This is a genomic window from Micromonospora fulviviridis, from assembly GCF_014648395.1.
Classification (GTDB): domain Bacteria; phylum Actinomycetota; class Actinomycetes; order Mycobacteriales; family Micromonosporaceae; genus Micromonospora; species Micromonospora fulviviridis.
Window position 1 is genome coordinate 272,112 of the sequence record NZ_BMRA01000004.1, and the last position, 13,347, is coordinate 285,458.

Here is a 13,347-nt window from a genome sequence, read left to right on the forward strand (position 1 = left end):
GGGTGCCGGGCCGGCCGTCTCTGGCCGGGTTGGTGCGGCCGGGACGGGTTTCGCGGGTGCCGGGCCGGCCGTCACGGGGGCGGCCGGCCCGGCGGGGAACCGGCCGGTCGGCGGGGACGGCGCGGGCGTACGCCGTGGCATGCTCGACGGCGTGACCGCACGCGCCGCCAGCACCGTCCTCGTCGGCCGCCAGCCCGAGCTGGCGGGGCTGCGCGAGGCGCTCGGCCGGGCCCGGGCCGGCGACCCGGTCACCGTCCTGGTGGGCGGCGAGGCCGGGGTCGGCAAGACCCGGCTGCTGGAGGAGTTCGGCGCGCACGCCACCGGAGCCGGCGCGCGGCTGCTCATCGGCCAGTGCCTGGAACTCGGCGAGGCCGGCCTGCCCTTCGCGCCGTTCGCCGCCGCACTGCGCGACGTGCTGCGCCACGACGGCCCGGCCGCCTTCGCCGGCTACGAGGCGGAGTTCGCCCGGCTGCTGCCCGAGCTGGCCCGGGTGCCGGCCGGGGCCGCCGCGCCCACCGGGCTGCCCGTCTCCGACACCCCGCGCGGCTACCTGTTCGACCTGGTCGCCGACCTGTTCCGGCGGCTCGCCGAGGAGCGGCCGCTGGTCCTGCTGATCGAGGACCTGCACTGGGCCGACCGCTCCACCCGCGACCTGATCGGCTTCCTGGTCCGGGCCGCCCGGGCCACCCGCCTGCTGCTGGTCTGCACCTACCGCACCGACGAGCTGCACCGCGGCCACCCGCTGCGTCCCTTCCTCGCCGAGCTGGACCGGGCCCGGGGCGTGGACCGGATCGAGCTGGGCCGGCTGGACCGGGACGGCACGGCGGCCATCCTCGCCGACCTGCTCGGCGCCGAGCCGGCCGCCCGCGCCGTCGACGACGTGCACGGTCGTACCCAGGGCAACCCGTTCTTCATCGAGGAGCTTGCCGCGGCCGGCGACCCGGTCGGCTGCGCGGTGCTTCCGGAGACGCTGCGCGACCTGCTGCTGGCCCGGGTGGACCGGCTGCCCGAGCCGGCCCAGCGGGTGCTGCGGATCGCCGCCGCCGGCGGCACCCGCTTCGCCCACCAGCTCCTCGCCGAGGTGGCCGGCCTGCCCGAGTCCGAGCTGGAGGACGCGCTGCGCGCCGCCGTGGCCGGCCAGCTCGTGGTGGCCGACCCGGACGGCGACTACGAGTTCCGGCACGCGCTGTTCCGCGAGGCCGTCCACGACGACCTGCTCCCCGGCGAGCACGCCCGGCTGCACGCCCGGTACGCCGCCGCGATCGAGGCGCAGCCGCACCTGGTGGCCGCCGGTCGCGCCCCGGCCGAGATCGCCCATCACTGGTACGCGGCGCACGACCACCCGCGCGCCCTGATCGCCGCCCGGATGGCCGCCGGGGCCGCCGCCGACCGCTACGCGTACGCCGAGCAGAGCCGGCTGCTGGAGCGGGTCCTGGAACTGTGGGAGCTGGTGCCGGACGCCGCCGACCGGCTCGGCATGGACCACCTGCGGGTGCTGGAGGAGACGCTGGCCGCGGCCATCACGGCCGGCGACTACAACCGGGCGCTCACCCTGACCCGGGCCGGGCTGGCCGAGGTGGACACGGCCGCCGAGCCGCTGCGCGCCGCCGGCCTGCTCTACCGGCGCGGCCGGTTGCTCGCCCTGCTCGGCAAGAGCGACGGCACCGCCGAGGTACGCGAGGCGTACGGGCTGGCGGCCGGGGTGCCGGACACGCCCGAGCGGGTGCGGCTGCTCGCCGACATCGCGGCGCACCTGGTCAAGATCGACCCCAGGCAGGCCGCCTCGGTGGCCGACGAGGCGATGGCCGCGGCCGAGGCGGTCGGCGAGGACGTGGCCCTGCTGCCCACCCGGATCGCCCTGCTCTGCCGCACCGACGAGGCCCCCGACCTGGGGCTGGCCGAGCTGCGCCGGGCCGAGGCCCTGGCCCGGGCCACCGGCAACGCGCCGGCGCTGGTCAGCGCCCTGGTGCACCTCTCCGACGTGCTCTACGAGCTGGGCCGGTACGCCGAGTCCGCGGAGGCCGCCGAGGCCGGGGAGAGCGAGGCGCGCCGGGTGGGGATCAGCCGCTCCACCGGGGCGTACCTGCTGTCGAACCGGGCCGAGGCGCTGATCGCGCTGGGTCGCTGGGACGAGGCCGACGCGGCCTGCGCGGAGGCGGCCCGGATCGACCCGCCGGGCGTCTCCGGGCTGCACTGGCTCCAGCTCCGGGCCGGGCTGCGGCTGGCCCGCGCGCACCCCGCCGCCGACGAGCTGGTCGGCCGGGCGCTGGCCTTCCTGGCCCGGCCCTACCTCTGGCCGAACCACCGGCTGCCCCTGCGTGAACTGCGCATCGAGGCCGCCCTGGCGGCGGACGACAAGGTGGCCGCGCTCGCCGCGAGCCGGGCCGCCCTGGCCGACGAGCGCCTCGTCGACCTGCCCCGGGAGGGCTGGCCGGTGCTCAGCGCGGTGGCCCGCGCCGCCGCACTGGTCGGCGACGCCGGGCTGGCCGCCGAGGCGTCCGCCGTGGCCGCCGTGCTGCCCGCGCGCTATCCGGCGGAGCAGGCTCACGCCGCCCAGGTCACCGCGATCCTCACCGGCATCGCCCCCGCCGCCGACGGCGCGGCCGTCGCTTCGGCTGAGTCGTCCGAGCCGCCGGCTGCCGCCGACGGTGCCGGCGGCGGGTCCGTCGCTTCGGCTGAGCCGTCCGCTGCCGCCGTCGAGCGGCGCGGCGGGCCGGCCCAGCGGCCGGAGGCGGCCCTGCCGGCCTGGCGGGCGGCCGTCGCGGCGTGGCGTGTGGTCGGGCAGCCGTATCCGCTGGGCCGGGCGCTGCTCGCCCTGGCCGAGGTCGCCGCGGCGGCCGGCGAGCGGGACGAGGTGGCCGCCGCGGTCCGCGAGGCCGCGGAGATCGCCACCCGGCTCGGCGCCACCCCGCTGGGCGAGCAGGGCGCCACCCTGGCCCGGCGGGTCGGGCTGCGCGGCGCCGGCCGGCCCGGCCCGGACCTGCTGACCAGCCGGGAGCAGGAGGTGCTCCGGCTGGTCGCGGAGGGGCACAGCAACAGCCGGATCGCCGAGCGGCTCTTCATCTCGCCGAAGACGGCGAGCGTGCACGTGTCCCGGATCATCGCCAAACTGGACGTGACCAACCGGGTGGAGGCCGCCGCGCTGGCCCACCGCCTCGGCCTGCTCGACCCGACGCCGCCCGCCACCCCGGCGCAGCGCCGGGGCAGGTAGCCGGGGCCTCGCCGGCCCTCCGCACTGGCGGGTGCGGCGGTCGGCCGATCCCTGCGCCGGCTCGACGGCGGGCAGGGCGGATCCGTTCAGCGGCGGGGCGGGGCAGGGCAGCCGGTGCCGGTTCGGCTCGTGCACGGGCGTGCGCGGTGGCCGCTCGATCCGCGGGCTCAACGGCGGCCGGGCGGATCCGTTCAGCGGCGGGGCAGGTAGATCTGCCAGCCGGCCACGGTGACCAGGTCGAGGGCGCCCGGGCCGGGCCCGAGCCGCGCGTCCAGCCGGGCGGCCAGCGGCGACCCGGCCGGCGCCACCCAGGCCGCGTCCGGGTCGGCGTCCACCGCCCGCCGGTACGCGGGCAGTCGGTCGAACCCGGGGCGCAGCTCGTCGTCGACCACCGCGCAGCGCACGCCCTCGCCGGTGGCGAAGGTGAGCCGGTTGCAGGTCCAGTAGCCGCCGCGCACGTGCCGCACGCCCAGCGCGCCGAGGGTGTCGACGAGCGCCCGGTGCCGGTCGGCCTCCGCGTGGGTGGCCGGTACGGCCCGGATCGCGTCCGCCGTGGCGACCGCCCCGGCGCCGAGCATCCCCACCAGCACCGCGACCGCCGCCACCCCGGCCGCTCGGATCCACCCCCGGCCTTCCGCCCCCCGGTCGATCGACTCCAGCTCGCCGACCTGGCGCACACCCGGCAGGTCGGACGCCGCCAGCTCGCCGACCTGGCGCAGACCTGGCAGCTCGGACCCCGCCGGCTCGCCGAGGTGGTGGCCGGGCCGGTGGGGCGGCTCGGCGGGTGCGGGCCAGAGGCCGGCCCGGCGGGCGGCGGTCCAGAGGGGCCAGAGCAGGGCCGGCGTGGCGACCGCCAGCACCGAGAGGTAGCGGGCGCTCTCGATCGGGGTCCGCCCGGCCGCGTTGCTCGCCGTGTAGGCCGCCAGCACCGCCGCCGCCCCGGCGAGCAGCGCGAGCCGCACGGCCGCCGACACCCGCCGCTCTGTCGCGCCGGCGGGATCGTCGCCCGATCTTGGACAGTTGTCGTTCGCAGCGAACGGAAAGTGTCCAAGATCGGCGGGTGAGAGGGGCCGGCGGAGGGCGCGCCAGGCGATGACCGCCGCGAGGAGCAGCAGGACGACGAACGCCGGCGCCCACCACAGTTGCCACGGGGCGCAGTGGCCCGGGGAGCAGAAGCCCATGGCCAGGGGCGGGCCGAGCACCAGGCCGCCGTACAACCGCTCGCCCCAGCTCGCCGCCGCATCGGCGCCGCTGGCGGCCAGCACGGCCGCGAGCGGGTTTCGGCCGTGCCGGAGGCTGTCCAGCAGCATCGGCGCCGCGCCCAGCAGCAGTCCTGCGGCCAGGGCTGCGCCGGCCCGCCCGATCAGCTCCCGCCGCCGACACCCTGCCAGCACCGCCCCGAGCGCCAGCACGAACGGCAGGATCAGCGGATCGGCCCAGAGCAGCAGGCCGGAGATGAGCCCCCAGCCCGCCCAGCGGGGCAGTCGCGCCGCCGACCCGGACGCGGTGGCCCGAAGGGGCAGCGGTTCCGCTGGTCTGTCCGCGGCCGCCCGACGCGGCAGCCGCGCTCCCGGGGCGCCGGCGCAGAGTCCCACGGTGAGCAGGGCCAGCGCCACCCCGGCCGGGTTCAGCTCGGGGTAGCCGCCCCCGGCGATGAGCTGGTTCTTCACCACCCGGTCCGAGCCGAGGGCGAGGAAGCCGACCACGAGCAGGGCGAACCACCGGTCGCCGCCGAGCCGGCGGGTGAGCCGCCAGGACAGGGCGAGGAAGAGGGCGTACAGCGCCAGGGTGGGCAGCCGCAGGACGAGCACCGACGGGCCGGCCAGGGCGACCAGCGGCGCAGCGAGGTACGCCTCCAGCGTGCCCATGTACGCCTGCCCGTAGAACCAGACCGGGAAGCCGTCGCCACGGGCGATGTGCAGGGCGGCCAGCCCCATCGTCGCCTCGTCGCTGTTGGTGGGCGGCGCGTCGGCGAGCAGCAGCGCCAGCCGGTAGCCGACCCCGGCCAGCCCGACCAGCAGGGCGAGCAGCGCCGGCAGCCGGGTACGCCGGGGCGTACGCGGGCGGGTGGCCTCGCGCGGCTCCTGGCGTACCCCGGCGGTCATCCCTGGGATCATGGCATCCGGCGGGTGGCCGGCGGCGGGCGACGCGGTGGACGGCCGGCCTCAGCCGGCGGCGACGACCTCGTCGCGGGCGGCGAGCGCCTGCTGGTAGAGCCGCCCGGCCCGGTACGACGAGCGGACCAGCGGGCCGCTCATCACGCCGGCGAAGCCGATCTCCTCGGCCTCCTCGCGCAGCTCGACGAACTCCTCCGGCTTGACCCAGCGGGTGACCGGGTGGTGCCGGGGGGAGGGGCGCAGGTACTGGGTGATGGTGATCAGCTCGCAGCCGGCCTCGTGCAGGTCGCGCAGCGCCTGGGAGACCTCGGCCCGCTCCTCGCCCATGCCGAGGATCAGGTTGCTCTTGGTGACCAGGCCGGCGGCGCGCGCCTGGCGGATCACGTCGAGGGAGCGCTCGTAGCGGAACGCCGGGCGGATCCGCTTGAAGATCCGCGGCACGGTCTCGACGTTGTGCGCCAGCACCTCGGGGCGGGCGCCGAACACCTCGGCGAGCTGCTCGGGCACCGCGTTGAAGTCGGGGATCAGCAGCTCGACGCCGCAGCCGGACTGGAGGGCGTGGATCTGCCGGACCGTCTCGGCGTAGAGCCAGGCGCCACCGTCGGGCAGGTCGTCGCGGGCCACGCCGGTGATGGTGGCGTAGCGCAGACCCATGGCGGCGACGGACTCGGCGACCCGGCGGGGCTCGTCGGCGTCGAACTCGGCGGGCTTGCCGGTGTCGATCTGGCAGAAGTCGCAGCGCCGGGTGCACTGGTCGCCACCGATGAGGAAGGTGGCTTCCCGGTCCTCCCAGCACTCGTAGATGTTGGGGCAGCCGGCCTCCTGGCAGACGGTGTGCAGCCCCTCACGCGAGACGAGCCCGCGCAGCTGGGTGTACTCCGGGCCCATCTTGGCCTTGACCTTGATCCACGGCGGCTTGCGCTCGATCGGCGTCTCGGCGTTGCGCGCCTCGATCCGCAGCATGCGCCGCCCCTCGGGGGCGACGGTCGCGGTGCGCGCTGCCGGCTCGGTCCTCGGCGCGGAGTGCTCGATCGTCACAAAACCGAGCCTACGCCGGTCGGTGGCGGTCGATGAACGGCGGGCGACGGCCGTCACGCCCGATTCGTTGTGACACCGGACACCAGTGGCGAAAAATGGCCGTCACACGGGCCGGGTTCGGGTGCTAACCTCCCCGGCAAAGCTGCGACGGAGCCGAGTAGCGGGCCGATCCGCCAGCCAGAGAGCCGCCGATGTGCTGGAAGGCGGTCTGGCGCCGGCCCTGCGAAGACCCTCCCGAGCTGCGGGAAGAACGGCCTCCGCGCCCAGTAGAACCCGCCCGGCTGGCCCCGGTGAAAAGGCGACGAACGAGGCCCTCCGCCGAGGCGGAGGGCGAAGGTGTGGTGGCACCGCGAGGCTCCCGCTCGCCCACACCTCCCGGGGATCGCGTTGCGATTGACCAAGGAGGTACCGCCGTGCAACGCATCCTGTCCTCCCAGCTCAGCCACCATGTCGGCGCCACCGTGCGGATCGCCGGCTGGGTGCACCGCCGCCGGCTGCTCAAGTCGGTGGCCTTCCTGATCGTGCGGGACGCCGCCGGCCTGGCCCAGGTGGTGGTCACCGACCCCGCCGTGCGCGCGGCCGTCGAGTCGCTGCCCGAGGAGACCGTCGTCGAGGTGGTCGGCACGGTGGTCGCGAACGCCACGGCGCCCGCCGGGGTCGAGCTGGCCGAGCCGACGGTACGCCCACTCGGCCCGCCCGCCGTCCCGCCGCCGTTCGACCTGTACCGGCCGGCGCTCACCGCCACCCTGCCCACCCAGCTCGACCACGCGCCGACCGCGCTGCGCCACCCGACCCGGTCGGCGGCGCTGCGGATCTCGGCGGCGGCGGTGGCCGGCTTCCGGGCCGCCCTCGACGCCCGCGGGTTCGTGGAGATCCACACCCCGAAGGTGGTCGCCTCGTCCACTGAGAGCGGGGCGAACGTGTTCGCGCTGGACTGGTTCGGCCGGCCCGCGTACCTGGCCCAGTCGCCGCAGTTCTACAAGCAGCTCATGGTCGGCGTCTTCGAGCGGGTGTACGAGGTCGGGCCGGTGTTCCGCGCCGAGCCGCACGACACCGTCCGGCACCTGGCCCAGTACACCTCGCTCGACGTCGAGCTGGGTTTCGTGGCCGACCACCGGGACGTGATGGCCGTGCTGCGGGAGACCCTGGCCGGGATGCTGGCCGAGGTCGCGGAGCGGGCCGGCGGGGCGCTCGCCACCCTCGACCTGACCCTGCCCGGGGTGCCCGCCGAGATCCCGGCCGTGCACTTCATCGAGGCGCTGAAGATCGCCGGGGCACCGGCCGACGAGCCGGACCTCGCCCCGGCGCACGAGCGGGCGCTGGGGGAGTGGGCGCTTCGCGAGCACGGCTCGGACTTCCTCTTCGTCACCGGGTACCCGATGGCGAAGCGGCCGTTCTACACCCACCCGGACCCGGCGCGGCCGACCCACTCCAACGGCTTCGACCTGCTGTTCCGGGGGATGGAGCTGGTCACCGGCGGGCAGCGGCTGCACCGGTACGAGGACTACCTGGCCGCCCTGGCGGCCCGCGGCGAGCCGGTCGAGCCGTACGCCGGGTACGTGGACGCGTTCCGGCACGGCATGCCGCCGCACGGGGGCTTCGCCATCGGGCTGGAACGCTTCGTCGCCCGGCTCACCGGCGCGGCCAACGTCCGCGAGGTGACCGCGTTCCCGCGCGACCTGCACCGCCTCACGCCCTGAGGCGAGAGGAGGGGCCCCTTGTCGACCTGACAGGGGCCCCTCCGCTGGGCGAGCCGGTGTGGAGGAGGAACCGGGGCGCGGGGCCGGGCAGCCGCGGTGCGTCAGGGAGCGATCGGGAGCTGGCGCTTGTGCTCGGTGGCCCGGTAGCGCTCCACCAGCGCCGCCTCCACCTCGGCCGGCACCGGTCGGCCCTCCAGGTAGTCGTCGATGTGCTCGTAGGCCAGGCCGAGCGCGTCCTCGTCGAGCTTGCCCGGGGCGAGGCTCTCCAGGTCGGCCGTGGGCGCCTTGCCGACCAGTTCGGCGGGGGCGCCGAGCGCTGCGGCGAGCGCCCGCACCCGCCGCTTGGTCAGCCCGGTCAGCGGGACCAGGTCCGCCGCGCCGTCGCCGTGCTTGGTGAAGAAGCCGGTGACCGCCTCGGCGGCGTGGTCGGTGCCGACCACCAGCCCGCCCGCCGCGCCGGCCACCGCGTACTGGGCGATCATGCGCTGCCGGGCCTTGACGTTGCCGAGCACGAAGTCCTGCTGGGCGGCGTCGCGGAAGGTCAGCCCGGCGGCGACCAGCGCGTCCAGGGCGGCGTCGGCGGCCGGCTTGACGTCGACCGTGAGCAGCCGGTCCGGCCGGATGAACGCCAGCGCCGCCTGGGCGTGGTGCTCGTCGGCCTGCACCCCGTACGGCAGGCGCATGGCGACGAAGACGGCCGGGTGGCCGGCCGCGCGGGCCCGCTCCGCGGCGAGCTGGCAGAGCCGGCCGGTGGTGGTCGAGTCCACGCCGCCGCTGATGCCCAGGACCAGCGTCGTGAGGCCGGTGTCGACCAGGCGGTCGGCGAGGAAGACGACGCGCCGCTCGATCTCCTCGGCGGCGTCGAAGGTCGCCGACACCTGGAGCTCCTCGGCGATCCGCTGCCGGATCGACATCACGTCGGTCATCGGGGGTCCTCTCCTGCTCAGGCGGGACCGAGCAGGTCCCAGGGGTTGCCGGCGAGGTCGCGGAAGACGGCGACCCGCCCGTACGGCTCGGTGCGCGGGGGCTTCACGAACTCGACCTTCGCCTCGACCATCCGCCGGTAGGTGGCGTCGAAGTCGTCGACCTGGAGGAAGAAGCCGACCCGGCCGTGGGTCTGGTCGCCCACCGCGGCGGCCTGCCGCTCCCCGTCGGCGCGGGCCAGCAGCAGCCCGGTGCCGCCGCCCGGCGGGCGGACCACCACCCAGCGCTTCGGCCGGCCGTCGTTGGTCAGCGACGGGGTGTCCTCCACCAGCTCGAAGCCGAGCACCTCGGTGAAGAAGGCGATCGCCGGGTCGTAGTCGGCGACGACGAGGGTGACGAGATCGATCCGCACCCGGGTCAGACCTGGACGAGGGTGGGCAGGCGCCGCTCGACCACCGGCAGCACGTCGGCGACCGTGATGGGGCGGCCCAGCTCGGCGGTGAGCGAGGTGACCCCGGCGTCGCGGATGCCGCACGGCACGATCCGGTCGAAGTGGCCGAGGTCGCAGTCGCAGTTGATCGAGAAGCCGTGCAGGGTCACGCCCCGGGCCACCCGGATGCCGATGGCGGCCACCTTGCGGGCCGGCCCCCGGTCGTCCTCCGGCACCCAGACCCCGCTGCGCCCCTCGACCCGCCCCGCGGCGAGCCCGAACTCGGCGCAGACGTCGATCAGCAGCTGCTCGGTGCGCCGGACGTACGCCACCACGTCGACCGGGTCGGGCAGCTTGACGATGGGGTAGCCGACCAGCTGCCCCGGCCCGTGCCAGGTGATCTTGCCGCCGCGGTCCACGTCGATCACGGGGGTGCCGTCCACCGGCCGGTCCCACGGCTCGGTCCGCTTGCCGGCGGTGTAGACGCTGGGGTGCTCCAGCAGCAGCACGGTGTCGCCCTGCTCGCCGGCCACCACGGCCTCGTGCAGCCGGCGCTGCTCGTCCCAGGCGGCCTGGTAGTCGAGCAGCCCGGCACGAACGGCGCTCACCCCGGAAGTAGTCACGCTCACCCGTCCACCCTAGTCCCGCGGGCCCGGACCGGGCCGCGTGAGCCTCGTCGCCATTCCCCGACCGGGGTCAGGGTGGGGGGACGCGCCAGACCCAGACGTCCTCGACCCGCTCGGGCGGGCCGAGCAGGGCGGTCGCGGTGCGGCGGACCGCCTCCTCGTCGACGTCGAACTTCGCGCCGTGCACCCGGTCGGTCAGCACCACCGTCTCGACCCCCCAGTAGTGCAGGTCGGCCCGGGACTCCCGGATGCTGCCGTCGGTGATGATCGGCACCAGCCCGGTCCGCCCGGCCTGGTCCACCAGCGCGCTGAAGGTGCGCGGCACCGGCCCGATCCGGCCCCGGCCGTCCGGCCCGCCCGGGCCGAGGAAGAAGCCGGCCGGGATGCGGAACTCGCCCTGCCGGTGGGCCAGGGCGTACGCCTGCCAGCGCTGGCCGTCCGGATAGAGGTCCACGGTGAGCGGCAGCGGGGTGAGCACCCCGCCGGGGGAGACGTAGCGCTGCCAGGCGCCGCTGGTGATGAACGCCGGGACCGGCTCCCGGACGCTGGTCAGCAGCGGGGTGGGCAGCAGCGGCAGCAGCGCGGCGGCGAAGCCGATCGCCCAGGCCAGCTGGGTGGAGCGGTGCCGGGGCGGCCGGGCGCGCAGGGTGTCGACCGCGTACGCCAGCAGCAGCCCGATCACCGGGGCCACCACCAGGGCGAGCCGGGAGGGCAGTGCCGCGTTGATCACCGGCAGGTTGTCCAGCACCCCGAACGGCAGCAGTTGGTCGGTGCGCCGGCCGTTCCACTTGGCCGTGGGGCCCCAGGAGAGCACGGCGAAGACCACCGCGGTCACCCCGAGCGCGGTGAGGGTGGCCCGGAACGCCCGGTCGGCGCGCCGCCAGAGCAGGACGAAGCAGGCGACGGCGAGCAGCAGCAGCGGGATCCCGAAGAAGGAGTTCTCCTCGGTGGGGTTGGGCGCGAGCGAGGTGCCCAGCCCGGCCCAGCCGGCCAGCGACCGGCGCGGATACGACCCGTACGCGGCGATGTCCTCGGAGTGGATCATCGGGTCGAAGCCGGTGCCGTGGAACCGCTGCGGTCCGGCGAAGTGCAGCCACAGCGGGTACGCCAGCAGCACCCCGGACACGAGCGCGGTCACGCCGAGCCCGCGCAGGAAGCTCGGCAGGGCGGCCCGCGCCTCGGCCCGGCGGGCCGGGTGCAGCGCCCACACCAGCAGGAACAGGGCGATCGCCAGGGCCGTGAAGAAGAGCCCCTCGGCGGCGATCGAGAAGGCGACCGCCACCAGCACGCCGAGCACAACCCCGCCGGCGATCGCGCGCCCGGGGCGGCGCAGCCGGAGCACGCCCCAGATGAGCAGCGGCACCAGCCAGCCGGCGGTCCAGTTCAGATGCGCGTTGGCGTGCGACACCATGGCCGGGCAGTAGGCGATGAAGAGGGCGCCGACCCCGGCGGCCAGCCGGCTGGCGACCAGGTACCGGCTGAGCAGCCAGTACCAGGCCACCGCGGTGGCCGCGAGGTTGAGCGTGAGGATCACCAGGAACGTCGCGGGCGGTCCGATCAGGTACGTCAGCGGCGCGAAGACCACCGCGTACGCGGTGATCGAGGTGTTGACCGCGAGGTTCACCCCGTCCGGGACGTTGATCAGGTGGGTGAAGAGCGGATTCTCCCCGTGGGTGACCGCGTGCCCGCCGAAGGCCAGCAGCCACTCGAAGAGGGCCTGGTCGCTGGAGTTGACGGTGATCATGCGGGTGTTGGGGTCCCGCCACATCCCGCTGGTCACCCAGAGGGCCAGCGCCACCGCGGCGAGCACCAGCAGCAGGTCGGCGCGCCGGTTGCGAACGGCGGGCGCGGTCGACGGGCCGGTGACCAGGGACGGGGAGGACGGCACGCAGCGGACGTTACCAACCGGACCTGGACACGCCGGTCAGACACGAAACCTGGTTGGCGCGGCCCGGCCCGCACACTTCGGCGTTCGTGAATGTGTGAGCGGCGGCCATTCCGGGGGCGTGAAACACGGACGTAACGTCGCGGCAACTCGAAGGTGACCCAGTTCACATTCCGCAACCAGGGAGGTCGCCGTGTCCCGCTCCTCATCCCTTCTCACCCGCCTGGCCGGGGTGGCGGCCGGAGTCGTGCTGGCCGCGGCCGCCGTCCTCGTCGTCGCGCTCCCCGCGCAGGCCGCCACGCTCACCCAGGTCACCGGCTTCGGCTCCAACCCCGGAAACCTGGCCATGTACGCCTACCGCCCGGACGGCCTGCCGGCCAACGCCCCGGCCGTGGTGCTGCTGCACGGCTGCACCCAGAACGCCTCGACCTACTTCACCAACTCCGGCTGGCAGAAGTACGCCGACCAGTGGAAGTTCGCGCTCATCGTGCCGCAGCAGCCCTCGGCCAACAACGCCAACTCCTGCTTCAACTGGTTCGAGACCGGCGACACCGCCCGGGGCCAGGGCGAAGCGCTGTCGATCAAGCAGATGGTCGACTACGCGAAGACCAACTATTCCGTCAACGGGAGCCGGGTCTACGTCAGCGGTCTCTCGGCCGGCGCGGCGATGAGCGCCGTCATGCTCGCCACCTACCCGGACGTCTTCGCCGCCGGCTCGATCATCGCCGGCATCCCCTACCGCTGCGCCACCAGCATGACCAACGCCTTCACCTGCATGAACCCCGGCGTGGACAAGACCCCGGCGCAGTGGGGCGACCTGGTCCGCAACGCCTACGCCGGCTACACCGGCACGCGCCCCCGGGTGGCCATCTGGCACGGCACCTCGGACACCACCGTCGCGCCACTGAACGCCGCCGAGTCGCGGGACCAGTGGACCAACGTGCTGGGCGTGTCGCAGACCCCGACGAGCACCGCCTCCCTGCCGGGCGGCACCAGCCTGGAGGTCTACGGCAGCGACCAGGTGCGGCTCTACCGGGTCTCCGGCATGGGCCACGGCACCCCGGTCGACCCGGGCTCGGCCACCGACCAGTGCGGCACGGCCGGGGCGTACTTCCTGGACACCATCTGCTCGACCTACCGGGACGCGCTCTTCTTCGGGCTGAACGGGGGCGGCACGCCGAGCCCCACTCCCACGGCGACCGCGTCGCCCACGCCGACCCCGACCACCGCGCCGGTCTGCGTCACCGCCAGCAACTACGCGCACGTCTCGGCCGGCCGGGCCTACCAGTCCGGCGGCTACGCCTACGCGCTGGGCAGCAACCAGCGGATGGGCCTCTACAACACCTTCTACACGAGCACCCTCAAGCAGACCGGCCCCAGCTACTGGGTCATCGGCTGCTGACCGCGCCGCCGCCG

The 13,347-nt window shown here is 75.5% G+C and carries 9 protein-coding genes; 3 read left to right on the plus strand and 6 right to left on the minus strand.

The features are described 5' to 3' along the window. Positions 1-151: 151 nt before the first annotated feature. Positions 152-3,211 (plus strand): helix-turn-helix transcriptional regulator, encoded by a 3,060-nt coding sequence (locus tag IEY96_RS12705; protein WP_229791564.1) that lies wholly within the window; start codon positions 152-154, stop codon positions 3,209-3,211. Between the two features lie 191 nt (positions 3,212-3,402). Here IEY96_RS12705 and IEY96_RS12710 read toward each other — a convergent pair whose 3' ends face one another. Together IEY96_RS12710 and lipA are read right to left on the minus strand one after the other, a co-directional pair. Next, entirely contained in the window at positions 3,403-5,316 is a 1,914-nt protein-coding gene (locus IEY96_RS12710; RefSeq protein WP_229791565.1) for a DUF423 domain-containing protein, read from the minus strand. A 60-nt stretch (positions 5,317-5,376) separates the two neighbouring features. Further along, positions 5,377-6,423 (minus strand): lipoyl synthase, encoded by a 1,047-nt coding sequence (gene lipA / locus IEY96_RS12715; RefSeq protein ID WP_189195022.1) that lies wholly within the window; start codon positions 6,421-6,423, stop codon positions 5,377-5,379. Positions 6,424-6,779: 356 nt separating this feature from the next. Between lipA and aspS the strand changes: the two genes are divergently transcribed. Next, positions 6,780-8,066, plus strand: a complete 1,287-nt coding sequence (gene aspS / locus IEY96_RS12720; protein WP_189195023.1) for an aspartate--tRNA(Asn) ligase — start codon at positions 6,780-6,782, stop codon at positions 8,064-8,066. Positions 8,067-8,167: 101 nt separating this feature from the next. Here the strand turns inward: aspS and nadE are convergent, their stop codons facing one another. The 4 genes from nadE to IEY96_RS12740 form a co-directional block, all read right to left on the minus strand. Next, positions 8,168-8,992, minus strand: coding sequence for an NAD(+) synthase (gene nadE, locus IEY96_RS12725; protein WP_308429904.1), 825 nt, complete (start codon positions 8,990-8,992; stop codon positions 8,168-8,170). Between the two features lie 17 nt (positions 8,993-9,009). Continuing rightward, positions 9,010-9,402: a VOC family protein gene (locus IEY96_RS12730; protein WP_189195024.1), complete on the minus strand. Its 393-nt coding sequence runs from the start codon at positions 9,400-9,402 to the stop codon at positions 9,010-9,012. Between the two features lie 5 nt (positions 9,403-9,407). Then, positions 9,408-10,049, minus strand: a complete 642-nt coding sequence (lipB, locus tag IEY96_RS12735) for a lipoyl(octanoyl) transferase LipB (protein ID WP_189195025.1) — start codon at positions 10,047-10,049, stop codon at positions 9,408-9,410. A 67-nt stretch (positions 10,050-10,116) separates the two neighbouring features. Beyond that, positions 10,117-11,934, minus strand: coding sequence for a DUF6311 domain-containing protein (locus IEY96_RS12740; protein ID WP_189195026.1), 1,818 nt, complete (start codon positions 11,932-11,934; stop codon positions 10,117-10,119). A gap of 190 nt (positions 11,935-12,124) precedes the next feature. Here IEY96_RS12740 and IEY96_RS12745 point away from each other — a divergent pair, with 190 nt between their 5' ends. Further along, positions 12,125-13,333 (plus strand): extracellular catalytic domain type 1 short-chain-length polyhydroxyalkanoate depolymerase, encoded by a 1,209-nt coding sequence (locus tag IEY96_RS12745; protein ID WP_189195027.1) that lies wholly within the window; start codon positions 12,125-12,127, stop codon positions 13,331-13,333. Positions 13,334-13,347: the final 14 nt, after the last annotated feature.